Below are 25,061 nucleotides of genomic sequence, written 5' to 3' on the forward strand. Positions count from 1 at the left end.
GGGGCCTGAACCGAAGCATCTTTGGTTTGTCTGAAATTTGCAAGTGGTTCAGGCAAATTGGCTGACTTGCGGTGAGAGAATGTTTGGAACACCTCAAGCTATCGTTAGCAATACAGTGATCCAATGTCATATTCCTGACTAAAACATTGCAGTTATTAGAATTATCACCTATTTGTCTGATCTGGATTCAATCCTTTGATAGCTCTGGCGGCACAATCGCCGGCATAACGTAAAGCGAAATCCGGCCACCAAATGAAACAATTGACCAGCTCTGGACAGCAGTAAGATGGAATTTGCAGAAACAATCGAACAAACCACCGCCGTGCAATCGCATGTCGAGTATGTCGACGTCATTGATATTGAAGCCTCCGGCTTTGGCCGCGGCAGTTATCCTGTTGAAATTGGCGTTTGCCGCAGCAATGGCGAATGTCGCTGCTATTTGATTAAGCCTGAGAGTGATTGGACGCACTGGACCACTGAAGCTGAAAAAACGCATGGAATCAGTCGACAGTTGCTGCACGATAATGGCAGAGATGTCCGCGAGGTGGCACTGGAGCTCAATGAGTTTCTACGCGGATGCACAGTCTATACAGATGCATGGGGGCAAGACCAATCATGGCTGATGAGGCTATACGATGCGGCGAATTGTTGGCCAAGCTTTAAACTGGAAACGATTCGAAATCTGATGACAGAGCCGCAAAGTGAGCACTATCACCAGAGTTACCAGCAAGCGGCAGAAGAACTCAACCTCAAGCGTCATAGGGCGAGCACCGACGCCAAAGTCATTCAGCACGCGTTGGCAATCATGCAAGCCAATTCGAAGTAACCTAACGCCAGCAGACCAACAGCCAACTTTTCGTTAAACTAGCCGTCAAATCCATTATTCGGCCAACTTATGCTGCCTTCACTACTCAATAACCGCCGCTTGTTTCAGAGCTTGTTCATTGTCGCAATCATTGCCGTTAGCTGGACCTGTTTGATGCCTTTGGAACAGCCGCCATTGAACATGGATCACGGTGACAAAATACTGCATCTACTTGCATACCTTGCGCTTGGCTTGTTGTTGGAGCGCGCCTACCCCGACAGATTCTTGCCCTGGGGTGCTGCCGGTCTCATTTTGTACAGTGGCATCATTGAGCTAGTACAGCAACAAACCGGCTACCGTTCTGGCAGTTGGGGCGATATGTTGGCCAATGGCGCAGGTGTTGCGCTAGTTTTGTTAGTGCGCCCTTTGTTATGGCAATTTAGCCAACCACGCAACGCATCATGAAAATTCTAATTTGCGGGGCCGGAGCCGTGGGCCAGCTATACGGTGGTATGTTCGCTGCAGCAGGCCATCAAGTCAGTTGCTACGGTTCACAAGGGCCAGTTGCGCCCACTGAATATAGGTTGCAACGAATAGACGGTTCGCAACTGGTGTGGCATTGCCATCAAGTACAGCAGCCGTCGGTGGTGATTGTTTGCACCAAAGCCTATCAAGTAGAAACTGCTGTCGCCGAGCTAATCAATCAGAAGTTGCTTCTGCCAACGACACATTTGGTCCTTCTGCACAATGGCTTAGGGCCCCATGAATCGATAGCAAAACGGCTCAACGACGAAACCTCATTAACCCTAGCCAGCACTCGTCAAGGGGCGTTGCGGCTGTCTCCCCAAGAGGTCAAACATACCGGCTTGGGCGCCACAGATTTAGGCCTGTTTCAAGGCCCGCAAAGAGCTAGTGATAAAATCTTAGCTTTGTTTCAGCAAAGCATTGGTGATTGTCATTGGCACCCCAATGTATTGCAGCCTCTGTGGCATAAGCTGCTGATAAATTCTGTTATCAATCCGTTGACCGCTCGCGATCAAGTTACTAATGGCTACCTATGCGGCGATGACTATCAATCAGAGATCATCGAGTTATGTGCCGAAGCCTGTGATATCGCCAATGCTTGTGGAATTGATGCGCAACCCCAACAGCTGTATCGACAAGTGCTGTTAGTCGCCGAAGCAACAGCCTCCAACCGCTCGTCGATGCTGCAAGATGTATCCGCTGGGCGACCGACTGAAATCGACTACATTAATGGCTATCTAATTAAACGAGCCGAGCACCATGGCCTGCCAATTGCTGCACATCGAGCACTGGTCGCTCAACTCACTGACAAACAACAAGGTTAACGAATCATGACTCAAAAGGTATTACTACCTGTCGCCAATGGCAGTGAAGATATGGAAGTGGTGATCATTGCAGATGTACTCCGCCGAGCTGGTTTAGATGTCGTTATCGCTAGTGTGACCGACTCGCTGCAGCTCACTCTAGCTCGGGGTATCAAAATGACTGCGGACGCACTGCTCGTTGACGTAGTTGATCATGACTACGCAATGATAGTGCTACCCGGCGGTATTCCGGGTTCGGAAGCACTGAGAGATTGCCCCGAATTAATCACACGTTTGCGGCAACAACGAGATCGCGAACTATGGATTGCAGCCATTTGTGCTGCACCCGCTGTCGTGTTGCAACATCATGACTTGTTGGGCGATGCTTATGTCACCTGCTACCCGAGTTTTCAGCCTCAGCTTGAGCCGGAACTTTGCATGGCAGAAGAGGCAGTGGTGGTCGATGAGCACAATCAGATCATCACCAGTCAGGCCCCTGGTACTGCCATGCGTTTTGCCCTAACGCTTATCGACGTGTTGCTGGGAGAAAACGCAGCTGATGAGGTGGAAGGGCCATTATGCATGTTGCTCGAACAGCTCGACGACGAGGAACTAGAAAGCGAACAATGAATTCAATGCTAGGGTAGACTCACAGTTTCTTTCGTGTTTTAGTCATGGCAAATAATAACCACAGCTAGGAATGGTAATGAAGAAATTATTGAGCGTTTTAGCAACCTGTTTGCTACTTGCCGCTTGCGCACCAAAGGTCGGCAGCGAGGCTTGGTGCGAGGATATGAAAGAAAAGCCCAAAGGCGATTGGACAGCCAATGAGACGGCAGATTACACCAAACACTGTGTATTCTAATAACACTGGTCATCGGCAATTTAAAAAGGCGAATCTTCTGATTCGCCTTTTTGCTGTCAGGTGACACTTATGGGCGATAGACTTTGGCGTTACTATGCCCTGCTTCAGTCAGGTGGATAGCTTGCAGTCGGCTCATGACACCGCGATCGCAGTACAAGTAATAGTCAACATTGGCGTCTAAGTTTTCAAACGCAGTGGCGAGTTTGAAAAATGGGATATGCTCGACAAATGCATTGCTCAGTTCCAACGGATCACGCTCAACTTCTTCATCAGAGCGAACATCAATGACATGGGCATGAAGCGGCAATGTGGCGACAATATCGACATCCTGCTGCGGCTTAGGCTTGCTCATAATGTCACGAATATCTTCAGCTTTTGCTCGGTAGACTGCTTCATTCAACAGCCCCATATTGAGCTTACTCTCTTCCTCTCGAACGCGATTTAAATCAGCTTTAATCGTTGGGCTATTGGAGATCACACCACAATATTCCGGCATGCTGGCAGACAGCTCTTGAGTACCAATAGCTCTGGCTTGATCGATAATGTCTTGCTTATCGGAGACAATCAGCGGCCGAAGAATGACATGATCAGTAACCTCATCAATCACCGATAGGTTGGTAATGGTTTGACTGGAAACCTGGCCCACTGCTTCACCAGTAACCAATGCTTTGATGCCAACCTTATCAGCAAGTTGAGCCGCTGCTCGCATCATCATCCGCTTGAGTATCACGCCCATATGGCCATTGTCGACATTCTCGAGAATATCACCGACAACCTCGTCAAATGGCACCGCAATAAACTTCACCCGATGAGAGGCACCATACTGGCTCCATAACAAGTGAACCATTTCGCGTACCCCTGCTTCATGGGCATCGCCGCCTAAGTTGAAAAAGCAGTAATGTACGCGACAGCCACGTTTGATGAACTGGAAGGATGACACCGCCGAATCAAAACCACCGGAAATCAAGCTAAGCACGCTTTCTTGGGTGGCGATCGGAAAGCCCCCTAGGCCTTTGAGTTGACGGGTAATCATTGACACAGTGTCGCCAGCGATTTCGAGACGAATTTCGATATCAGGATTTTTCAGCTGAACACCTTTGGCGTCGGAGTTTTGATTTAACCCTCCGCCGACATAACGTTCCACATCTAGTGACGAGAAGTCGTGCTTACCGGTACGCTTGACCCGCACGCAAAAGGTTTTATCGGTCAAAAGCGGGCCATATACCACCAATGCACGTTGATATATGTCATCAATGGATTGATATTGGTAACGTTCAACCTGCTGAACCGCATCAATACCTGGGGTTTTGCACATCACTTCAATCAAGCGCTCAACCGTCTCTGGCGCCAAATCATCAGCGCAATTGACATCAATCTTATCCCAGGTTTGCTTAACGCGAACGCTGTCATCGACACGTTTCAACACGTTGCGCAAATTGCCCTCAAGCAACTTGATAAAACGCTTACGAACCGACTTACTCTTGACAACAATTTCGGGGAACAGCTTGATCACAAACTTCATAGCAAACAGGGCTCTCAACAAACTGGCGATAAAATAGGCGCGGCAGTATACATCTTAGAAGGGTTGACGGGTAGTGTTGGACAGAATGTCGCATTTGACAGGCTGATCATAGATTGTCATCTCGATCAGCCTGATTGGTAAAAGCTGCTACTGAGTTACCTGAATCTCGCGAGAGTTCTTAGCTTTACCCTGCATGATGGAAATCTCTACGCGGCGATTCTTGCGGCGATTTTCATCGGAATCATTGGGTACCAGAGGCATCGAAGCTGCACGCCCCATAACCACCATGCGCGCCTCATCAAAACCATTCACTGCCGACATTTCATGAGCCACAGCAACTGCTCGCTGGCTCGACAAATCCCAATTCGAGCGATAGAGCTCAGAACTGATTTTGGCATCGTCGGTGTGGCCAGAAATCGTTACTTCACCGGGAATATCTTTCAGCAGTGATGCCACTTCACGAACGATGGGTTTAAATTTAGGCTGCAAAAACGCCGAGCCGGATGGGAACGCACCGCGCTCTCGAATCCGAATGATAATTTGCTGGCCGAGCGCTTCAATCTCAATCGCGCCATCAACAATTTCATCTTCTAACTGAGCAGCCATCCGTTTGGCGGTTTCAGCAGTTTCTTTTTGCATTTCCTGTTGCTGCTCTTGCGCCACCGAGTCGCTTTCAGCATCCGTTACTTCATACGAAGGATTGGATTTTTGTTGTGCATCCGCCTGACTTTGACCTCCGGCAGTGGTATCGCGACCTTCCTGAAATTCAAGCGACGGTTTGGTGATATCCATGGTGTGTTGAGTAATCTGGTCGATCGGTGTCGGATCAGGCCGGCCCGGACGAAATTCTTGGGCAATCACGCTGGTACCCTTGGGAATATCTTTCACTTCAATCTGGTTTTGAACACCGAAGGCATACTTCATGGAGCCGGCAATCTGCTTAAACTTGAGGACATCCATTTCCGAAAAAGCGAGCAATAGTACGAAGAAGCACATCAGCAACGACATCAAGTCGGCAAATGTTGCCATCCAGGCGGGGATCCCGGCGGGGCATTTGCATTCTTCTTCTTCCATCGCCCTACTCCTCGGTGGTGTCGATCGTGCGCTTGCCTTCGGCTAAATAGTTTTTCAACATGCCATCGAGCACTCGAGGGTTCTGACCATCTTGAATGCCGAGGATGGCATCCATGATCAAACGGCGGTTAAGCATTTCTTCTTCTTTACGTAGAGCGAGTTTGTCGGCAATCGGAATGGCAACCATGTTAGCTAACATAGCACCGTATAGTGTGGTCAAAAGAGCAACGGCCATTGCTGGACCAATTGCTTTGGGGTCATCCATGTTTGACAGCATGGCAACCAAACCAATCAATGTACCGATCATCCCCATCGCTGGCGCCACATCACCAAGCTTGGAAAATATCGAAATGCCCATTTCATGGCGGTCATTGGTTAGCTTGATGTCTTTCGACAAAGCGCCGCGGACGACATCGGCATCGTGGCCATCGACTAAAAGATCGACACCTTTTTGCATGAAGTTGTTGTCGATTTCTGCTTCTTCCAACGCCAAAAAACCGCCTTTGCGAGCGGCATCTGCCATTTCCACAGCTTTTTCAATCAGGTCATCAGGCTTGTCAATCTTGAACATGAATGCCTTGCCGGCAATTTTAGCCGCACCAAGGAATTGGCCCATATTGAACTTCATTAACACCACGAATAAGGAACCACAGAGCACGATAAGAACCGACGGGACATCGAGGAACATGCCGATACTGCCGCCTGACACCATGGCCATGATGACGAATGCGAATGCACCGATAAGACCTATAAGTGTTGCTAAATCCACCTAACTACTCCTTTACCGACGTTATTTTTGTTTGCATTCAGTTGGTTCCTGCTCTCATTGTGGCAGATTACGGTTATAAATGCATAGTCCCAACTACGCAAGTTATGGCCCTAATTTTGGCACAATATTGTGCATTCAGATTGATCCGACGACACTGCTGCGATACCTTTGCGCGATATTGTGAAGGAGCAACTAATGGCTGTGAAAAAACCAGAAAACCTAAGCTTTGACGAAGCGATGTCTGAATTAGAGCAGGTGGTGGTCGAGCTTGAGTCGGGAGATATCCCCTTGGAGCAAGCATTGAAGCGATTCGAACGCGGTATCGCCCTTGCTCGAACGACTCGCGACAAACTGGACCAAGCAGAACAGCAAGTCAAAATTCTGCTCAGCCAAGATGATCAAGCGGCGCTCAGTCCATTCGAAGAGCAAAATTCGTGATCGCAGACGCTTCCGAACTGGCAGCAATCCAGATTCAATATCAGCAACGCATTAATCAATACCTTAGTAAGGCGATTGACCAGTTGCCCGAACAAGGCACAGCGCTAAAAGCGGCGATGGGTCACGGCTTACTGCTCGGAGGCAAACGAGCCCGCCCTTTTCTAGTTTATGCCACCGCTCACATGTTGAAAGTACCATTGGCCAAAGTGGATGCAGCAGCGGCTGCCATCGAGTGTATTCATGCCTACTCGTTGATCCATGACGACCTACCAGCGATGGATGATGATGAGCTGCGACGTGGTCAGCCAACCTGTCATGTCGCCTATGATGAAGCAACAGCAATACTCGCAGGTGATGCTCTGCAAACAATGGCATTTGAATTATTGAGCAACGCTGACTCGGATTTGCACGCCAATATTCAGATACAACTGATCCGAAGCTTATCGCGCGCCAGTGGTTATCAAGGCATGTGCGGTGGTCAAGGCATGGATCTGGCCGCGACCGACCAGCACGTCGCATTGCAACGGTTAGAACAAATTCATGCCGCCAAGACCGGTGCCTTACTGCGTTGTGCGGTGGAAATGGCTGCCATTGTCGCCGAATTGCCAGAGCAGGAGACCGACTGCTTACTGACCTTTGCCCGCGATATCGGCTTAGCGTTTCAGGTGCAAGACGATATTCTCGATGTCACTTCAGATACTGAAACCTTAGGCAAACCGCAAGGCTCCGACCAAGCAGCCAACAAATCAACCTATCCTGCATTGCTCGGATTATCTGGCGCGCGCCAAAAAGCTGACAGCTTGTTACAATCGGCGCTACACGCCTTGCAAACTTTGCCATACAATAGTGCACAACTTGAAGCATTTGCTCGTTACATCGTGTCTCGCGATCATTAACAGCAAACCAATTATTACAACAACAAAGCTACGTAACTGCCCATGACCATAAAACCTGCTGACTACCCCCTGTTGATGAAAATTAACAGCCCAGACGACCTACGGCTGCTATCTCAGGATCAATTACCGCAAGTCTGCCGGGAACTGCGTCAATACTTGTTAGCATCGGTCAGCCGCAGCAGTGGTCACCTTGCGTCGGGCTTGGGTACCGTCGAGTTAACAGTAGCCTTGCATTACGTCTACAACACTCCTGATGACCGGCTGTTGTGGGATGTTGGCCACCAGGCCTATCCCCATAAAATTCTCACCGGTCGCCGCGATCGTTTGCACACCATTAAACAGAAAGATGGCTTGCATCCATTTCCGTGGCGCAATGAGAGCCCATATGATCACTTTAACGTCGGTCACTCAAGCACCACCATCAGCGCAGCATTAGGCATGGCGATGGCATTCCAACACCAAGGCAGCGAACAACAAGTGGTATCGATTATTGGTGATGGAGCAATGACGGCGGGCATGGCATTTGAAGCCCTCAATCATGCGGGTGATGTCCACCCCAATATGCTGGTGATCCTCAACGACAACGAAATGTCGATCAGCGAAAACGTTGGCGCTTTAAATAACCACTTTGCACGCCTATTGTCAGGCAGTTTCTATTCCAGTATTCGTGAAGGTGGTAAAAAGGTTCTGGCTGGCTTGCCACCAATTAAGGAGTTGGCTCGTCGTACCGAGGAACACCTCAAGGGCATGGTCGTTCCCGGCACTTTCTTTGAAGAACTTGGCTTCAACTACATCGGTCCAATTGATGGCCATGACATTGAAACGCTGGTCGAAACCCTCCATAACATGCGCCATCTAAAAGGGCCGCAGCTGCTCCATATCAAAACAGTCAAAGGTAAGGGTTACGAACCAGCAGAGAAAGATCCAATTGGCTACCATGCAGTGCCAAAATTTGACCCCACGACCACAGCATTGCCAAGCAGCCAACCCGGCATTCCAACCTATTCAAAAGTATTTGGCGATTGGTTGTGCGATATCGCCGCCAAAGATCAAAACTTTATGGCCATCACGCCGGCTATGCGTGAAGGTTCTGGCATGGTCAGATTCTCAAAAGAGTTCCCCCAGCAATACATTGATGTTGCTATTGCTGAACAGCATGCGGTGACACTCGCCGCTGGCTTAGCAAGTGAAGGCAGCAAAGTCGTCGTTGCTATCTATTCAACGTTTTTGCAGCGCGGTTATGACCAGCTCATTCATGATGTCGCGATTCAAGATTTGCCTGTGCTATTCGCTATCGACCGCGCTGGCGTGGTCGGCTCGGATGGCCCAACTCACCAAGGCGCCTTTGACATCAGTTTCCTTCGTTGTATACCAACCATGGTCATTATGGTGCCTTCGGATGAAGCGGAATGCCGCAATATGCTGTATAGCGGCTACAAGCTCGACAAGCCAGCTGCAGTGCGTTATCCACGCGGGAAAGGCACCGGTGTTTCGTTGGCAGAGCCAATGCAAGAAATTAAGTTAGGTCAGTCGAAAACGATTCGCCAAAGCGACACCAAGCAAGTGGCCATTTTGGCCTTTGGACCATTGCTTCACCAATGCCAAGCAGCCGCAGAGTCACTCGATGCCACACTGGTCGACATGCGGTTTGTCAAACCGCTTGATGAACAGCGGATCATTGAACTGGCCAATAGCCATGAAGTACTAGTCACGGTAGAGGATCATGCCATTATGGGTGGAGCAGGCTCGGCAGTCGTCGAACTGTTAATGGCCAACAAGCTTGCCAAACCAGTGCTACAACTAGGATTACCCGATCAATTTATTAAGCACGGCAGCCAAGAAGAAATCCTAACGGAGTTGGGGCTAGATGCGGTTGGTATCGAGGCCAGTATTCGCCGTTACTGTCAAAGCTAAGCTTGTTAGCAACTAGCAAGTTTATATCCCAAAAAGCAGCGCCAAAGGCCAAACATTGGCTTTTCCTGTTGGTGACTGCCTAATGGCTAATTGCCAACCATGATAAGAGCTCCTACTCCCTTTGGAGCAAGTGTTGTTTATTTAGCAACAGGCTAAAAACCAATGGTATAGTGCATTGTTAGGCTCCAACAAGTTGTTGACCTAGGCGAACTCCCTTAAATACAAATGTGTTAACATCCCGGTGTTAAAACAGTATTTTTGTAACTCTACACGGATTTAGTAGGTTGTTGATGATTACAAACATAGCCATTCGTAATGTCAAAAAGTACTACGATGGTAATTTAAGTCTGTTCGCCGACATGGATATCAACAATCCAAGAACATTGATTTATGGCAAAAACGGTTCGGGAAAATCAACACTCCTACGTCTGATCGCTGGTATCGAACAGCCCTGTGAGGGCACGATCAGTTTGAATCTCAGAAAAGCCAGCATAAACATATCTAGCGATTCGATTGATATTCCTTTTCTGTTTACCGGACATGAAATCATATCTCTTTACAAGGCCAATAAACATTTGAACTTGGATGCGTTTAACCACCATGCAAAGCAACTGAGCCTGACCCCTTACCTTTCGAAGCGCTATGGAGAGATGTCTACAGGCAATCGCAAAAAGCTATCAGTATTGCTAGCTATGCTATCTCAAAATGACGCCGTACTTCTTGATGAGCCCTTTAATGGCCTAGACAAGTTCTCCAAAGAGTTCACTGAGAATTTGATCTCGCAAAGCAGTATGTTTGTTATTCTCGTTGACCATCAAAATCAAACTCCCTTCCACAAGCTTTTTAAGCGGGTGGAATTACGGGGAGCCTGAAATGTCCTTTGCACGCGCGTTAACCCGGCGCAAACTCGAAACCGTTAAGTCAGAAAACATCGCTCTGTTTCGTTTTTTGACTCTGTTACTAATTCTATCCACGCCCATAATCCTGATTGTAGCCCCTCTGCCAGGGTATCTCATATTGTCAAAAGCAATGACATCGGCTCCATTCGCTGTGGGTTGCGTAATGCTTTTAGCATTAGGCATTGTGAACGTAATGCTGGCAGGCACTTTGATTTCGAAGAAAGAGCATCAATGGCTTGAAGGAGCTTTTGGAGGTTCTCTCCCATGGCACGAACTCTTTTACCTTTGGAGCAATCGATCTTCCGTCTACTTGTGTATAGCTGCTAGTGGTTTTACCCGAGCAGAGGGCTTGACGCTGTTCGCAATATTAAGGTTTGTAGTTTTAATAGCATTAATCTTCGTAGCGGCATTTTATATTTCAAATGCACTGACCACAGTGATTCGTCGTTCAAAAACTGGAGCGCTCCCGCCCAAATTAACTCTATTTATAAAGTTCCAAAGGTTATTGTTGGAAGGAGCTAGAGGATGGGGTCTTGCTTGGCTAGTTTTGGGATCTGCAATTTCATTTTTGGCAACAACAAATGTTAAGCCTGAAGTGTTTTTCGGCTATTACTTGTTGTTAACAAGCGCCTCTATTTTTGCTCTTACGAAGTTGCTCCGCTCTGCACTCAAGAACATTGAAAAGCACAATATCACTCTACGCTATTTCTCACATCACCTTCCTTGTGAGTTTAAGAAAATTGCGCGATGCGCATACAACCTACTTATACCGATTACAGGCGTTATACCAATAGCTATTAGAATAGTTAATTGATGAATTCCTTGTCCCCAAAGCGCTGCTTTTTTTGTTTAAATGGCAGCCTGGGCGTTAGTGCAAATAACCTTGCAATAACATCAAGCCAAGCCAAGCCATAGCACCAGCTAACAAATCATCTACCATAATGCCAAAACCACCGTGGACATGACGATCGAGCCAGCGAATTGGCCATGGTTTGAGAATGTCAAAAATGCGGAACAAGACGAAGCCCAGAACTAGATTTTGCCAAGTTAAAGGAATAGCAATAAAGGTTACCATCATGCCGGCAAATTCATCCCAGACGATCGCCGGGTGGTCATGGTAACCAAAGTCATCGGCAGTCTGACCACAGAGATAATTACCAATCAGGCAAGCGAGTATCGTCAGCGCCAGATAGCCCCAAAGCGGTAACTGCAGCATTAGCATGACCAAAGGCATAGCAGCTAACGAGCCAAATGTTCCTGGCGCCTTTGGAGCCAAGCCACTGCCGAAGCCAACGGCGGTCCAATGGGTTAAATTGCGCGGTCGTAGCTTAGGTTTAACAGATTTGTTGGTTGAGTTAGTCATGAGAAATGCAAATATCCTTGTGCCTGCCAATCAAGCTGTTGTTGCTGGTATTGTACAGCGAGTTGGCCCGTTTGATTGATCTCACCAATCACACTGACCCGCGTGTTGCATTGCTCGGCAGCGGCCAACACTGGCTGCAACGAGTCTGGCGAGACGGTAAAACACAACTCATAATCATCACCGCCCTTAAGGCCGTTCAATGCTGCGCGTTTAGCGCCAAGTACAGTAACTGCCGTTGCCGAAACAGGTAGTTTGTCGGCGTCAATCACAGCGCCGAGAAGTTCACCAGAAGCAGCGCTAGAGCGCGCAAGAATATGGTTCAAATCAGCCGACAAACCATCGGAAATATCGATACAAGCATTCGCTAATGCTCGAATTGCCAGCCCCAGTTCAACCCGTGGTGTTGGCCTAAACAAGCGTTGCTCCAATGAAGCAATGCTCGCGGCAGGCAAGGCGACAAGTTTATCTTGCTGTAAGGCCAGCGCGGCATCACCCAACGAGCCAGAAACTAGGATCAAGTCGCCAGGTTTAGCGCCGCCGCGGATCATCGCAGTCCCTGCTGGGAGCTGCCCCTGAGCCGTCAAGCTTAAGGTTAATGGGCCACGTGTGGTATCACCACCAATTAGGCTAACACCATAATGCTGAAGTCGTTCTGCCAACATGGCGCCAAATTCAGTCAGCCAATTCGAATCACTGGTTGGCAACGTCAGAGCCAAACTGACCCAACAGGGCTCTGCGCCCATGGCTGCTAAGTCTGACAAATTCACTGCGACTAATTTGTGGGCCAAATCTGCAGGGCTAAGTCGGCTATCAAAGTGGATGCCATCGACCATGGTGTCGGTGGTAACAGCTATTTGATTACCTGACTTGGGCTGCAATAATGCGCAGTCATCACCGATGCCAAGGGCGACATCAGTTCGATTGGAATTGGCGTGAGAAAAGAACTGCTGGATGAGGTCAAACTCGTTCACAGCAGTTCTCTTAGCAGAAGTGAGTGCAAACTCGATTAGGCGCGAGGCGCCATTTGATCGAGTACACCATTGACGAATTTATGGCTATCGTCACTGGCGAACACTTTGGCCAACTCAATGGCCTCGTTAATCACTACCTTGTAAGGCGTCTGGCGGGCAGACAACTCGTAGGCAGCCAAACGTAAAATGGCTTTGTCGATTTGGTCCACATCATCGAGTGGTCGAGATGTTAGCGCCGACAAACGTGCATCCAGGCTTTTTACTTGACTGGCAACGCCACTGAGCAACTCGCGAAAGTAATCAGTGTCAGCGCCTTCCATGTCTTGGTCGGTCATAAAGTGGACTTCCACTTCAGCCATAGGATCGCCGCTCAACTGCCAGCTATAGATGGCTTGAACGGCTAATTCACGTGCCTTACGGCGAGCTTTGGGATTCAAGTCGAGCTCCTAATTAGCCAATTTCTGCCAGTACGTTAACCATTTCCAGCGCACCCATAGCCGCTTCGCCGCCTTTGTTACCTGCTTTGGTGCCTGCACGCTCAATAGCTTGCTCAATGGTATCTGTCGTCAAAACCCCAAACGCCACTGGAATATCGTATTGCAATGACACTTGTGCCAAGCCTTTGTTGCTCTCGCCGGCAACAAAGTCAAAGTGAGGTGTTCCACCACGGATCACCGCACCCAAAGCGATAATGGCATCAGTTCCGCCTTTCTTTGCCACACGCTGAGCCGCTACTGGCAGCTCATAAGCGCCAGGGACGCGAACAATGGTGATGTTGTCATCACTTACTTGACCAACACGCTTCAGAGTATCAAGAGCGCCTTCTACCAGGCTCTCAACAATGAAGCTGTTAAAACGGCTTACAACAATGGTGATGTGTGCATTTGGGGCGACCAGTCCGCCTTCAATTACCTTCATGTATGTGCTCACTTACGTTAATTCTTGCATTATCAGCGCATCGGCTAAAATTGTGGCCGAATCATAGCACAGCCGAACGGCTGGCTATAGCCTTCTTAATTGGTATCTAGCATCTTAAACCTGTACCCAAAGTAATTGGGGTTGCTTGTAGGCGGCAAGCAAATAAGACCCCATGAACATAGGCATACTATGAGATTGAGGCGGAAGCGCATAGCCAACAACCAAACAGCCCCTATCACCAAAGGTACAAATTAATCAGAAATATATTCAACCACTTCCAGACCAAAGCCAGACAGCGCGTGATAACGCTTCGGAGAACTAAGCAATCGCATTTGCTTGACACCTAGTTCCGCTAAGATCTGACTGCCAACACCAACACGTCGAGAAGTACCCTGCCACTTAGCTGCAGGCGGCCGCTCGCCGTTATCTTCTAGCTCAAAATTTTTCAGCTTGGCCAGAATTTCTTCATTACTTTCTTCTCGGCCCAGCACCACCAAAACACCGCCTTCAGCAGCGATGCGTCCTAACGCACGCGGCAAATCCCAGCTGCGATCCGATGCCCGATCGGTGTGTAAGACGTCATTCAACAAGTTTTGCAGGTGCACTCGGACTAAGGTTGGTGAACCTTCACTCACTTCGCCCATTTGCATGGCATAGTGTAATTGATTGTCAATGGTATCGCGGAAGGTATGCAGTTCAAATTCACCAAACTCAGTTGGCAACTTACACTGAGCAACCTTCTCAATCGTGGTTTCATTAAGATTGCGATATTCAATCAGCTCAGCAATGGTACCAATCTTGACCCCATGCTTCTCTGAGAACTTAAGAAGATCATCACGACGGGCCATAGTGCCGTCATCATTGAGAATCTCAACAATCACTGCCGCCGCTTCGAAGCCAGCAATTCGGGCGAGGTCGCAACCGGCTTCGGTGTGGCCTGCTCGCGTCAATACGCCACCATCTTGGGCCATTAAGGGAAAAATATGGCCGGGTTGGACCAAATCAGCAGCCTTGGCTTCTTTCGCGACAGCAGCTTGCACCGTGCGTGCTCGATCAGCGGCAGAAATACCTGTAGTTACGCCTTCGGCCGCTTCTATCGACACGGTAAAATTAGTGGAAAATTGAGCGGTGTTAGAGTCCACCATCAAAGGTAGATTGAGCTGAATACAGCGTTCTTTGGTGAGCGTTAGACAAATCAAGCCGCGACCATAGGTGGCCATAAAGTTGATCGCTTCAGGCGTTACTGCCTCGGCAGCAATAATCAGATCGCCTTCATTTTCACGATCTTCATCGTCAACCAAAATCACCATACGCTTTTGACGAATTTCTTCGATGATTTCAGCAGCCGGAGAAAATTTCATGTTGTTACCTCTGAGATACCAGATGTGTTACCAGTTGTGTTGCGTAACTGTCGACTGGGCCTATTTCATAAAACCGGACTTAGCCAGTAAGTCGAGGGTCACGCCATCAGTTGGGGAAGCCTCACTCGAAGCAGTCATCAAGCGTTCCAAATAACGCGCAATAAGATCGACTTCCAAGTTGACCAAGTCACCGTTGTTGCGTTCGATAAGGGTCGTTTCAGCGCGAGTATGCGGAATGATGGTTAAGCGGAATTTAGCGCCATCGACTTCATTAATGGTCAGGCTGATGCCGTCAATCGTCACAGAACCTTTTTCAGCAATGTATTTGGCGAGCTCAGCAGGCGCTTCAAACCAATATTGCCAAGCTGATCCCTGTTGCTCTGCCGACAACAATCGCGCAGTGCCGTCAACATGACCGCTCACCAAATGACCGCCAAGACGAGTGCTCGGAGTGACGGCTTTTTCGAGATTAACGGCCCATCCGATTTGTAAGCCAGCAAGAGCCGTTCGACTCAGTGATTCGACCGAGACATCCGCACTGAAACTAGCGGCGTCATATTTCGTCACGGTAAGGCATACACCATTGACCGCAATGCTATCGCCCAGCTGGACATCGCTCATGTCGAGTTTGCCAACGGCAATAGTCAGCGCCATATCTGGGCCCGACTTAACCAGCCCTTTGACATGACCAACAGATTCAATAATTCCTGTAAACACAACAACCTTTACTTACTTAGAAAACTTGGCGATAAGCCGTAGATCGGGACCAATAGTATCAATAGACTGCCACTCAAGCTGAAGCACATCATCCATCTTAGTCATCATCGGCAAACCCAACATACCGCGACTATGGTGGCCCATCAGTTTAGGCGCCATGTAAACCACCATTCGATCAACCAACTGCTCTGAAACGAATGCACCGGCTAATGCAGCACCAGTTTCAACCCAGACATCATTGTATTCACACTGACCCAAAGCAGCCAGCAGTGAAGTCAAATCAAAGCCAGTCACGCCGTAATCTAAATGCAACGTGCGAACACCTTGTATCGGTGGCTCGGCGTCTGGTGGCAATACTAACACTAGGCTTTCAGGGTGGTTAAAAATCGGTTCTTCGCCAGTGAGGCGACAGCGACCATCTAAGATCACTCGATCAGGTTGTCGCATACCATTGTCAGTTTCTGGGCTACCAAAATCAGCTGCTGTCATACCGAACTGCTCAGGCCGAACGTTCATTTGCGCTTTGTCGACAATGACAGACTCCGCTGATGATAGCACTGCGCAGCTTTCAGCCCGAAAGCGGTGAACATCAGCACGAGCAACATCAGAAGTAATCCATTGACTGGCACCATTCGCCAGCGCCGTGCGGCCATCAAGCGAGGCAGCCATTTTCAAGGTGATTCGCGGGGCACCAGTTATCATACGTTTGATAAAGCCTGGGTTGAGCATCTCACACTCGGCTTTGGCAACATCAGTCTCCACCGCAATACCGGCAGCTTCCAACATCGCAATACCACGGCCAGAAACCTTGGGATTGGGGTCGGTCATCCCAATCACAACACGGGCCACACCGGCGTCGATCAGTGCCTGAGCACAAGGGCCCGTGCGGCCAGTATGGGAGCATGGCTCTAAGGTTACGTATGCAGTGGCTCCCCTGGCTCGGTCGCCGGCAGCCTGCAGCGCATATATTTCTGCATGAGGTTGGCCAGCTTTTAAGTGAGCCCCTTCACCGACAATGGTTCCATCTTTGACAATCACGCAGCCAACTCTTGGGTTGGGAGTGGTGGTGTACCAACCTTTTTCAGCCAGCACAATAGCGTGAGTAATCCATCCTTGGTCTGTAGCAGGCATATTCATTTTTTAGCGTTCCAGTTTGGCAATGGCCTGAGCGAAGTCATCCAAATCTTCAAAAGAAAAGTACACCGAAGCAAAGCGGATATAAGCGACTTTATCAACATTTTTTAACGCTTCCATGACTTGCTGACCGACCATTTCACTTGGCACTTCTCGCTCTCCGGTGGCGCGTAAGTTGGACATGATCTCGCTTAATATTTGTTCGGTTTGCTCGGTGCTGACAGGGCGCTTTTCAAGTGCCCGTTGAATACCTGAGCGCAGCTTTTCTTCGTTAAATGGCTCGCGTGAACCATCACGTTTAACCAGCCGAGGCATCACTAACTCTGCCCCTTCGAAGGTGGTAAAGCGCTCATGACAGGCGGTACATTCGCGACGACGGCGGACTTGATAGCCGTTGGACACCAAACGTGAATCAATCACCTTGGTATCGGTCTGATTACAGAATGGGCAATGCATATTGTTGGTCCTTTACAAAACAAAAGGGCCAGCGAAGTGCCAGCCCTTTATTCCGTTTACTAGTTAAAGCCGGATTAAGCGTAAACTGGGAATTTACGACACAGTTCAACGACTTTATCACGAGTTGCGGCAATTACCGCCTCGTCTTCGAGATTATCGATCACATCGCACATCCAGCCTGCCAACAGACGCGCTTCGTCAGCTCGGAAACCACGGCGAGTGATTGCTGGCGTACCAACACGCAGACCACTCGTTACGAATGGCGAGCGTGGATCGTTTGGCACGGAGTTCTTGTTGACGGTAATGTTGGCGCGGCCCAAAGCTGCATCAGCATCTTTACCTGTGATGTCTTTCTCAATCAGGTCAACCAAGAACAAGTGGTTGTCGGTGCCACCAGATACGATATTGAAGCCACGTTCGATGAACACAGCGGCCATCGCCTTGGCGTTTTCCAATACTTGTGCCTGATAGGTTTTGAACTCAGGCTGCAGCGCTTCTTTGAAAGCGACGGCTTTAGCAGCAATGACGTGACACAGAGGGCCACCCTGACCACCAGGGAAAACCGCGCTGTTCAGTTTTTTGTAGATGTCTTCATCGCCACAAGCAGACAGAATCAAACCACCGCGTGGACCAGCCAATGTCTTGTGCGTGGTGGTGGTAACAACATGGGCATGCGGCATTGGATTCGGGTACAAGCCAGCGGCAATCAAGCCTGCGACGTGCGCCATATCGACGAACAGGTAAGCGCCGACTTTGTCAGCGATTTCGCGGAACTTGGCCCAGTCTAGAACGCCAGAGTAGGCAGAGAAACCACCGATGATCATTTTTGGCTTGTGCTCAACAGCCAAACGCTCGATTTCTTCGTAATCGATAACGCCGTTTTCATCAATGCCGTACTGCACAGCTTCGTACAACTTGCCAGAGAAGTTAACATGCGAGCCGTGAGTCAAGTGACCACCGTGTGCCAGGCTCATGCCCAGTACTTTATCGCCACCTTTCAGCAGTGCTTGGAACACTGCAGCATTGGCTTGCGAACCTGAGTGAGGCTGGACGTTGGCATAATCGGCGCCGAATAGTTGTTTAGCGCGGTCGATCGCCAGTTGCTCAGAAACATCAACGTATTCACAACCGCCGTAGTAGCGCTTGCCTGGATAACCTTCAGCATACTTGTTGGTCAGCTGAGAGCCTTGAGCTTCCAGTACACGAGGGCTGCAGTAGTTTTCAGAAGCAATCAACTCAATGTGATCTTCCTGACGTTTCACTTCCTGCTGCATGGATTCCCACAATTCTGGGTCGAAATCAGCAATGTTCATATTGCGTTCTAACATGGTCACTCCCACTGACAAAGGCGTGAGCAAAGGGCTCACACAAAGCATAAAAAGCAAAAATTTAGGGCGCGTATTCTACCTGCAATCGCTGAATATGCCTACCTTTTGTTCGACTGTTTGGATCAGTTTATTTGCACAACCCAATGAAACCGAGGCGTAGCTTTGGTGAGACGTTTCATTTTCGCTGTTTTCCGGACAACTGCTACACCGAGCATTTGCCGCATTAGTTGACTGAGATACCTATCAAGGCGGTTTTCTATGGGCTACAATCTGCGCCAATTTCCATCTCAAAAAGATTCGAAGATCCCATGGCTCAATACGTCTATACCATGAACCGGGTGAGCAAAATCGTGCCACCCAAGCGTGAAATCCTGAAAAACATTTCTTTGAGTTTCTTCCCTGGCGCCAAAATTGGTGTCCTTGGCTTGAACGGTGCCGGTAAATCGACGCTGCTACGCATTATGGCCGGCATCGATACCGACATTGATGGAGAAGCCCGGCCAATGCCTGATATCAAGGTTGGCTACTTACCTCAGGAGCCAAAACTTGATGAAGAGCAAACCGTCCGTGAGGCGGTCGAAGAAGCGCTTTCTGAAGTAAAAGATGCGATGGCGAAACTCGATCAAGTATACGCCGCCTATGCTGAGCCCGATGCCGACTTCGATGCATTAGCCAAAGAGCAAGGCAAGCTAGAAGCGATTATCAATTCTCACGACGGTCACAATTTGGAAAATCAACTGGAACGTGCAGCCGATGCCCTGCGTCTGCCTGAGTGGGATGCCCAAATTAAACACCTGTCTGGTGGAGAGCGTCGCCGCGTTGCAATCTGCCGTTTGCTGCTCGAAAAGCCTGACATGCTGTTGCTTGATGAACCAACCAACCACTTGGATGCGGAATCTGTCGCATGGCTGGAGCGTTTCTTGGTTGATTACAACGGTACTGTGGTCGCTATTACTCACGACCGTTACTTCCTTGATAATGCTGCCGGTTGGATCCTAGAGCTAGACCGCGGCCACGGTATTCCGTGGGAAGGAAACTATTCAAGCTGGCTAGAACAAAAAGATGCCCGGTTGAAAGAAGAAGCGGCGCAAGAAAAAGCTCGTCAGAAAACCATCGAAAAAGAACTGGAGTGGGTCCGCTCAAACCCGAAAGGCCGTCAAGCCAAGAGCAAGGCGCGCATGGCTCGGTTTGAGGAATTGCAAAGCTCTGATCATCAAAAACGTAACGAAACCAATGAGCTATTTATTCCGCCAGGACCTCGCTTGGGTGACAAGGTGGTTGAAGTGGAAAGCCTTACCAAAAGTTTTGGCGAGCGGGTGCTGATCGACAACTTGTCATTCTCGGTTCCCAAAGGCGCTATCGTTGGCATTATCGGGCCGAATGGTGCAGGTAAATCAACCCTGTTTAAGATGATTAGCGGCACCGAACAACCAGACTCGGGCTCAGTAACCTTGGGTGAAACGGTTAGCTTGGCATCGGTTGATCAGTTCCGAGACAGCATGGATGACAACAACACCGTCTATCAAGAGATCTCAGAGGGTGAAGAAATCCTTACTATCGGTAACTTTGAAATCAATGCTCGTGCCTATGTGTCACGCTTTAATTTTAAGGGCAGCGATCAGCAAAAACGTATTGGTGAACTCTCCGGTGGTGAACGCAACCGAGTACACCTAGCAAAACTGCTTAAAGCTGGCGGCAACTTGTTGTTGCTCGACGAACCAACCAATGACTTGGACGTCGAAACCTTGCGAGCTTTGGAAGAAGCCTTGCTGGAGTTCCCGGGCTGTGCCATGGTGATCTCGCACGACCGTTGGTTCCTCGACCGTGTTGCCACCCATATCCTAGACTACCGCGATGAAGGTCAAGTCAACTTCTACGAAGGTAACTATACTGATTACGAAGCTTGGTTAAGTGATACGCTAGGTCAAGGCGCTATTGAACCTCACCGTTTAAAATACAAACGTATTCACAAATAAACTGCTTCGATTAGGGCGACCGGATCACGAGGTAGTCTTTACTACCTCGTTGATAACATTGGGGAACCATCATCACGGTTTCAGGTCGAATAAATAGGTTGCAATGGTATCTGGACCTATAATCTCAACTGTAGTTTTTTCACTAAGGCTTTGAAATGACGACTCAAGATGAACGCCGTAAGTTTTTTCGTATTGTCCTTGATTGGCCGGTAGAGGTAGTTGTCGGTGAAGTCAGAACACCCGCGGTGTTGATTGATTTATCGTTCAAAGGCCTGTTACTGCATAGCGACACCATGCAACTTCCGGTTGATGAAAAGGTCGACGTCGAAGTTCACAACCCAGAATCTGACAGCCCAATGAGCTTCAAAGCTCACGTGGTTCGGGCATCAAATGGTAATTTTGCCATGCAAATCGACGCTGTCGATATCGATACCATGAGTGAGCTCCGCCGCACGATCGAACTAAACATTGGCAACGATGCGTTGCTCCAGCGCAACCTAGAGCAATTGTTGCAAGTCAGCTAACTGATACAGTTAGCTGGATCTAAAACGTCGGCATTGTCTGGCGTTTTTTTGTGCTTCATCGCCCAACATATGGCTATTCGCCAAACTCTTTAGGGTTAAAAATCGCAAAACTATCGATTAGTGCTAAGTTAAAAGTGAACCTTCATAACCTCATATCAAAAGGAATTGACATGACTGAAGCTATCCTCAAGGAAGATCTAACCCCTTCTTCAAAAATTGAACTAGTCAAAATCGCCGCTTGGCTGATCGCCTTGCTTTTCGTCCCGGGTATCGTCGCTGGTATGACTGTGGGCATCTATGCAGGCTTCCAAGCTGCAATGGCTAACGATGTTGACCCCCCGGCCTTTGAGGCCTTGCTCAATAGCCCGCCATTAAATCTGGTCATCATGCTTGGTGCCGCTTTTCTTACCCTACCAATATTGCTTAGCGCAACAGCCGGCAAAGGCTGGCGAGACGCGTTGCAGTATTATCGAGTTCACCGAATGACACGCCAGCCATTGTTCATATCTGTCGGAACAATGCTGCTGTTATCGCTTAGCTTTGCTTTATTAAGTGAGCTATTAACGCTGCCATCTGAGCCTTTTATGCTGGCACTTCAGGCTGCTTTGAGTTCACCAACAAACATTGTGTTGTTGATCGCGACCATCTGTATCGTGGTGCCAATAGTCGAAGAATTTGTTTTTCGAGGCTGGCTTTTTGGCCGTTTGTCTGACGCGGGCATTGGCGGCAAATACGGCCCATTGTTTATTACCACTGCTCTGTTCACTTTAATTCATTCTCAGTATCAGTCTTGGCATACCTTCGCTTTTCTTGCCATTGTTGGTTTGTTGCTAGGAGCCATTCGTCAACGCTACAACAATGTCAGCTATGCCATTGCTGCCCATGCAGCACTTAACAGTATGAGCACGCTGATGCTAATCACAGCCCCAGCAACTTGATGACCAAAGTTGAAGATCGCTCGTCATTAGGGCGATCTTTGACACCACGTTGGAGTTTTACCAGCAGCTTTACAACGCCACTAAATATCTAAGAACTGAGATCTGTAAATCTCTACTGGGTATTGGCGTGCTGCTATAGTTAATCGCGAGTTGATAACAGCACAACCAACAATGGATGCACCAGCACTGCACGAACCGGTTTTAGAATCAAAATGCTAGGTTAGGAAAACCATCTGTGCGGATCTGAATTTTGACAGTAAAGAGGGAGTAGCAATGACCTCCAACCGCACCAAAGAAAAAGTCTCGAATGAAGTAGCTAAAGTGAAGGAAGACAAGAAGCCAACGGTCATCATTGCCGATGAGATGGTTCCTGCGCCTCCGCCAACAAATTACAACTTCTTCACTGAACGGGAACTGGAGAAGATCCTGTCCAACTTGGACACACTGCGTGATGATGTTTACCCACAGGTCGGCTCTGAGCAAGAGCGAATCCCTGCCAACCATAGCTTTCCCTCGGTCTGCCTAATCGGCTTAGGACGCTGTGGTTCAAATATCGCATTAGAAGTTGCCACTCTGGTCTATCGGGCTCGCTCCTATTACCTCAACGAATTCAAAAACATGGAGAAGCAGCGACTGGAAAAAGATGGTCGCCCGCTGCGCTGGATCCGCCGTAGCTTGCACTTGAATGCCACCAATGCCTTAAAACCAATATTCCTGATTGAACCCATTGTCATGCTGGGCGATTTAGATAAAGACATCGCTGGCAGAATTCGTTACTCCTCGCAAACCGAAGATGGCCGCTTTTTGGAAAACTACACCAAAATGAAAATCATGGATCTGTCAGAGGTCCATGCTGGCGGCGCAGGTAACGCACCCATTCTTGGTCAATATTTAGCAAAGATAATTCTTAACAAAGACACTGAAAAATTTAGTAATCCTGATTGGAAATTCATTCACTCTTATCTCATTGATTCGTGCGGTATCAAAGCCAACCAAAGCCGCTTGTATTTCTATATATTCAGTGCTGGCGGCGGCACTGGTTCAGGGATGGCTTCGGAATTTGGTCTAGCTCAGCAATATGCGTACATGCGCAAAACATTCGAAGTACGCCCTAATGAGAGTCTCGACGATGACCGTCATCGCTCATTTGTGTTTGAGCCCATATTCACCAGCGGTATCTGTATTCTGCCAAACATAACCAGTCAGCAAGTCAGCGTTTCTGAAGCACTGCACATCAACGCTGGCCGCTTACTCTGTAAGTATCTGTCTGAAGAATGGGATTTCTCATATAACTATGACGATGAGGCTGAAAGTGAAGCGAGTGTGATGCAGCGTATTCGACCATGGAATGCGATGATGCTGATCTCTAATGACATCATGCGCTACGCCGAAGAAACGGACGATGCCAAAGCGGAAGAGATTGATGTCAATTCCATGGAGAAGTACGCCAACCAATACATTTCACAGCAGATTTTCAACATTCTAACCGCCCAGGCTGTTACCACAGATTACGATGAAAATTACTTCCGTCGTGCTGGCATTGATATTGGCGAGACCATCCGACTTGATGCCAACGATTTGTTCATGAGCCTAGCGGGGCCTGTTGCAGTGGCGTATGCCGAAAGTGTGGTACCGCAATCGAAAGAAGCGCTGTTTGGCGACAAACACAATGGCATTGATATTGACGATTTGTTCTATCGTTCGATTGAGCTTCCCCATTTCAACAAAGACACCCAAGCGATTGAAGGCATTAGCTTGCTGCCGATAGAGTCGGCCCGCTACCGTGACGCATTAGCCAAATACAAAAGCGGCAGTTACGACGCCAGTGCATTGAACAACTTACACTTCTTTAAGAATTGTTCATCTGTGGTGTCAATCGTCTCATTGCCGAAAGACTACAAGCTCTCTTACGTCGCATTAAATCGGTTGAAGAGCCACTTAAACGCCTTGTTCCCGAACACCACACTGAAACGCTATGCGCTCGTTATTGGTACGTCGGCTAATCTATCGCTAACTACCCTAGTAGCAAAGAGCCCGTGTTTAAGCGATGATTTCATTACCCTGATTGTGTCTTATATCAAGCGCTGTTTCGCTAAAGACAAGTATCGCTACGATAGCACCCTCGATCAGGCAATCATCGAACTCATCAAAGCCGAAACCTTTGATGAAGAAAAGATCGAATCGTTGGTCAATCAGTTTGAGAGCCCGGCCAAAATCCTCGATACCAACTGGTTTGCTATCAAACCTATGTACGAGAAGAAGTATCGCGAGTTAATTCGAGATGACAGTAAGTTCCAGTCAATCAATGACATTCGCTTGTCGTCTGAGAACATCAAGAAGACGATCCGTTACTTGCGCGAAATCTATCGCCACCGTATCAGCCGCACCAAGATTTTGTCGCTCAGCGATAACAAGCCAACGGAGCTACTTTAGCCACCACGTTAAGCTTTGATGTTTAACCACTATGGTCAGTAGCAAAAAGCAGCCAAAACAATTGGCTGCTTTTTTATTGATTAGGACTTTCATCTGCACAGCATTCATTCTGAAGAAAACTCACTACAGCATTGAAGCGCTCATAATCGGCGACGCAAAACAGCGTACGGCCCTCTCGCCGCTGAGTGATCAACCCAACTGACAACAAACCAGACAAATGGTGGGACAAGGTCGAGCCCGGAACATCCAGTTTTTGCTGCAAGCTGCCGACCGCGATCCCTTGATGGCCGGCCCTGACAACCGCATGATAAACCCCTAATCGAGTTGGGTGCCCTAGTTCTTTCAGTGATTTAGCGACTAATTCCAGTTTCATCAAACAGCCTTTTGGGACTAGCGAGGAGAAGAATATTTCGATATTACCAGAAATATCTT

At 48.6% G+C, this 25,061-nt stretch carries 27 protein-coding genes; 14 read left to right on the forward strand and 13 right to left on the reverse strand.

All coding sequences use genetic code 11. From position 1 onward, the window contains the following. The first annotated feature begins 286 nt into the window (after positions 1-286). The 5 genes from CBE68_RS05060 to CBE68_RS05080 all read left to right on the forward strand — a co-directional run bounded on the left by CBE68_RS05060 (position 287) and on the right by CBE68_RS05080 (position 2,998). Positions 287-826, forward strand: coding sequence for a 3'-5' exonuclease family protein (locus CBE68_RS05060; protein WP_229744647.1), 540 nt, complete (start codon positions 287-289; stop codon positions 824-826). 69 nt (positions 827-895) lie between these two features. Then, positions 896-1,270 (forward strand): VanZ family protein, encoded by a 375-nt coding sequence (locus CBE68_RS05065; RefSeq protein WP_229744648.1) that lies wholly within the window; start codon positions 896-898, stop codon positions 1,268-1,270. Further along, positions 1,267-2,154 carry a ketopantoate reductase family protein gene (locus CBE68_RS05070; protein WP_087504983.1) on the forward strand — a complete coding sequence of 296 codons (888 nt, stop codon included), beginning with the start codon at positions 1,267-1,269 and terminating at the stop codon, positions 2,152-2,154. Before CBE68_RS05065 ends, CBE68_RS05070 begins: the two co-directional genes overlap by 4 nt. A gap of 6 nt (positions 2,155-2,160) precedes the next feature. Then, on the forward strand, positions 2,161-2,763 hold the full coding sequence (locus CBE68_RS05075; RefSeq protein WP_087504984.1) for a DJ-1 family glyoxalase III: 603 nt from the start codon (positions 2,161-2,163) through the stop codon (positions 2,761-2,763). 70 nt (positions 2,764-2,833) lie between these two features. Continuing rightward, entirely contained in the window at positions 2,834-2,998 is a 165-nt protein-coding gene (locus CBE68_RS05080; protein WP_371870478.1) for a DUF3012 domain-containing protein, read from the forward strand. Positions 2,999-3,065: 67 nt separating this feature from the next. Here the strand turns inward: CBE68_RS05080 and thiI are convergent, their stop codons facing one another. The 3 genes from thiI to pomA form a co-directional block, all read right to left on the reverse strand. After that, positions 3,066-4,520 carry a tRNA uracil 4-sulfurtransferase ThiI gene (gene thiI, locus CBE68_RS05085; protein WP_087504985.1) on the reverse strand — a complete coding sequence of 485 codons (1,455 nt, stop codon included), beginning with the start codon at positions 4,518-4,520 and terminating at the stop codon, positions 3,066-3,068. 147 nt (positions 4,521-4,667) lie between these two features. Continuing rightward, positions 4,668-5,594, reverse strand: a complete 927-nt coding sequence (locus CBE68_RS05090) for a flagellar motor protein MotB (RefSeq protein WP_087504986.1) — start codon at positions 5,592-5,594, stop codon at positions 4,668-4,670. A gap of 4 nt (positions 5,595-5,598) precedes the next feature. Further along, positions 5,599-6,363 (reverse strand): flagellar motor protein PomA, encoded by a 765-nt coding sequence (gene pomA / locus CBE68_RS05095; protein WP_087504987.1) that lies wholly within the window; start codon positions 6,361-6,363, stop codon positions 5,599-5,601. 195 nt (positions 6,364-6,558) lie between these two features. On the opposite strand from pomA, the gene xseB reads away from it, so the two are divergent. From xseB to CBE68_RS05120, 5 genes are all read left to right on the forward strand, one after another. Next, complete coding sequence (gene xseB / locus CBE68_RS05100; protein ID WP_087504988.1) at positions 6,559-6,801, forward strand: exodeoxyribonuclease VII small subunit; 243 nt, start codon at positions 6,559-6,561, stop codon at positions 6,799-6,801. Further along, complete coding sequence (ispA, locus tag CBE68_RS05105) at positions 6,798-7,697, forward strand: (2E,6E)-farnesyl diphosphate synthase (RefSeq protein WP_229744649.1); 900 nt, start codon at positions 6,798-6,800, stop codon at positions 7,695-7,697. Before xseB ends, ispA begins: the two co-directional genes overlap by 4 nt. 42 nt (positions 7,698-7,739) lie before the next feature. Continuing rightward, complete coding sequence (gene dxs, locus CBE68_RS05110) at positions 7,740-9,611, forward strand: 1-deoxy-D-xylulose-5-phosphate synthase (RefSeq protein ID WP_087504989.1); 1,872 nt, start codon at positions 7,740-7,742, stop codon at positions 9,609-9,611. Between the two features lie 290 nt (positions 9,612-9,901). Beyond that, positions 9,902-10,483: an ABC transporter ATP-binding protein gene (locus tag CBE68_RS05115; protein ID WP_087504990.1), complete on the forward strand. Its 582-nt coding sequence runs from the start codon at positions 9,902-9,904 to the stop codon at positions 10,481-10,483. A gap of 1 nt (position 10,484) precedes the next feature. Beyond that, on the forward strand, positions 10,485-11,324 hold the full coding sequence (locus CBE68_RS05120) for a hypothetical protein (RefSeq protein WP_087504991.1): 840 nt from the start codon (positions 10,485-10,487) through the stop codon (positions 11,322-11,324). Positions 11,325-11,378: 54 nt separating this feature from the next. Here CBE68_RS05120 and CBE68_RS05125 read toward each other — a convergent pair whose 3' ends face one another. The 9 genes from CBE68_RS05125 to glyA all read right to left on the reverse strand — a co-directional run bounded on the left by CBE68_RS05125 (position 11,379) and on the right by glyA (position 18,758). After that, positions 11,379-11,873: a phosphatidylglycerophosphatase A family protein gene (locus CBE68_RS05125; RefSeq protein ID WP_087504992.1), complete on the reverse strand. Its 495-nt coding sequence runs from the start codon at positions 11,871-11,873 to the stop codon at positions 11,379-11,381. Next, a complete protein-coding gene (gene thiL, locus CBE68_RS05130; protein ID WP_087504993.1) occupies positions 11,870-12,844 on the reverse strand; it encodes a thiamine-phosphate kinase in 975 nt (324 codons plus the stop codon). Before thiL ends, CBE68_RS05125 begins: the two co-directional genes overlap by 4 nt. Positions 12,845-12,879: 35 nt before the next feature. Further along, on the reverse strand, positions 12,880-13,281 hold the full coding sequence (gene nusB / locus CBE68_RS05135) for a transcription antitermination factor NusB (RefSeq protein ID WP_087504994.1): 402 nt from the start codon (positions 13,279-13,281) through the stop codon (positions 12,880-12,882). A 13-nt stretch (positions 13,282-13,294) separates the two neighbouring features. Beyond that, positions 13,295-13,762, reverse strand: coding sequence for a 6,7-dimethyl-8-ribityllumazine synthase (ribH, locus tag CBE68_RS05140; RefSeq protein ID WP_087504995.1), 468 nt, complete (start codon positions 13,760-13,762; stop codon positions 13,295-13,297). Positions 13,763-14,013: 251 nt separating this feature from the next. Beyond that, positions 14,014-15,123 carry a bifunctional 3,4-dihydroxy-2-butanone-4-phosphate synthase/GTP cyclohydrolase II gene (ribBA, locus tag CBE68_RS05145; RefSeq protein ID WP_087504996.1) on the reverse strand — a complete coding sequence of 370 codons (1,110 nt, stop codon included), beginning with the start codon at positions 15,121-15,123 and terminating at the stop codon, positions 14,014-14,016. A gap of 60 nt (positions 15,124-15,183) precedes the next feature. Further along, positions 15,184-15,840 carry a riboflavin synthase gene (locus CBE68_RS05150; protein WP_087504997.1) on the reverse strand — a complete coding sequence of 219 codons (657 nt, stop codon included), beginning with the start codon at positions 15,838-15,840 and terminating at the stop codon, positions 15,184-15,186. Positions 15,841-15,852: 12 nt separating this feature from the next. Further along, entirely contained in the window at positions 15,853-16,977 is a 1,125-nt protein-coding gene (gene ribD / locus CBE68_RS05155; RefSeq protein WP_087504998.1) for a bifunctional diaminohydroxyphosphoribosylaminopyrimidine deaminase/5-amino-6-(5-phosphoribosylamino)uracil reductase RibD, read from the reverse strand. A 3-nt stretch (positions 16,978-16,980) separates the two neighbouring features. After that, a complete protein-coding gene (gene nrdR / locus CBE68_RS05160) occupies positions 16,981-17,430 on the reverse strand; it encodes a transcriptional regulator NrdR (RefSeq protein ID WP_087504999.1) in 450 nt (149 codons plus the stop codon). Between the two features lie 74 nt (positions 17,431-17,504). Next, on the reverse strand, positions 17,505-18,758 hold the full coding sequence (gene glyA, locus CBE68_RS05165) for a serine hydroxymethyltransferase (RefSeq protein WP_087505142.1): 1,254 nt from the start codon (positions 18,756-18,758) through the stop codon (positions 17,505-17,507). Between the two features lie 308 nt (positions 18,759-19,066). On the opposite strand from glyA, the gene ettA reads away from it, so the two are divergent. The 4 genes from ettA (at position 19,067) to CBE68_RS05185 (ending at position 24,629) form a co-directional block, all read left to right on the forward strand. Further along, positions 19,067-20,734 carry an energy-dependent translational throttle protein EttA gene (ettA, locus tag CBE68_RS05170; protein ID WP_087505000.1) on the forward strand — a complete coding sequence of 556 codons (1,668 nt, stop codon included), beginning with the start codon at positions 19,067-19,069 and terminating at the stop codon, positions 20,732-20,734. A 155-nt stretch (positions 20,735-20,889) separates the two neighbouring features. After that, positions 20,890-21,258, forward strand: a complete 369-nt coding sequence (locus CBE68_RS05175) for a PilZ domain-containing protein (RefSeq protein ID WP_087505001.1) — start codon at positions 20,890-20,892, stop codon at positions 21,256-21,258. 170 nt (positions 21,259-21,428) lie between these two features. Beyond that, entirely contained in the window at positions 21,429-22,196 is a 768-nt protein-coding gene (locus tag CBE68_RS05180) for a CPBP family intramembrane glutamic endopeptidase (RefSeq protein WP_087505002.1), read from the forward strand. Between the two features lie 273 nt (positions 22,197-22,469). Then, positions 22,470-24,629 carry a hypothetical protein gene (locus CBE68_RS05185; protein WP_308477808.1) on the forward strand — a complete coding sequence of 720 codons (2,160 nt, stop codon included), beginning with the start codon at positions 22,470-22,472 and terminating at the stop codon, positions 24,627-24,629. Between the two features lie 73 nt (positions 24,630-24,702). On the opposite strand, the gene CBE68_RS05190 is transcribed toward CBE68_RS05185, so the two are convergent. Further along, positions 24,703-25,002 carry an ArsR/SmtB family transcription factor gene (locus CBE68_RS05190; protein ID WP_087505003.1) on the reverse strand — a complete coding sequence of 100 codons (300 nt, stop codon included), beginning with the start codon at positions 25,000-25,002 and terminating at the stop codon, positions 24,703-24,705. Positions 25,003-25,061: the final 59 nt, after the last annotated feature.

Source organism: Neiella marina (genome assembly GCF_002165625.1).
Lineage (GTDB): Bacteria > Pseudomonadota > Gammaproteobacteria > Enterobacterales > Neiellaceae > Neiella > Neiella marina.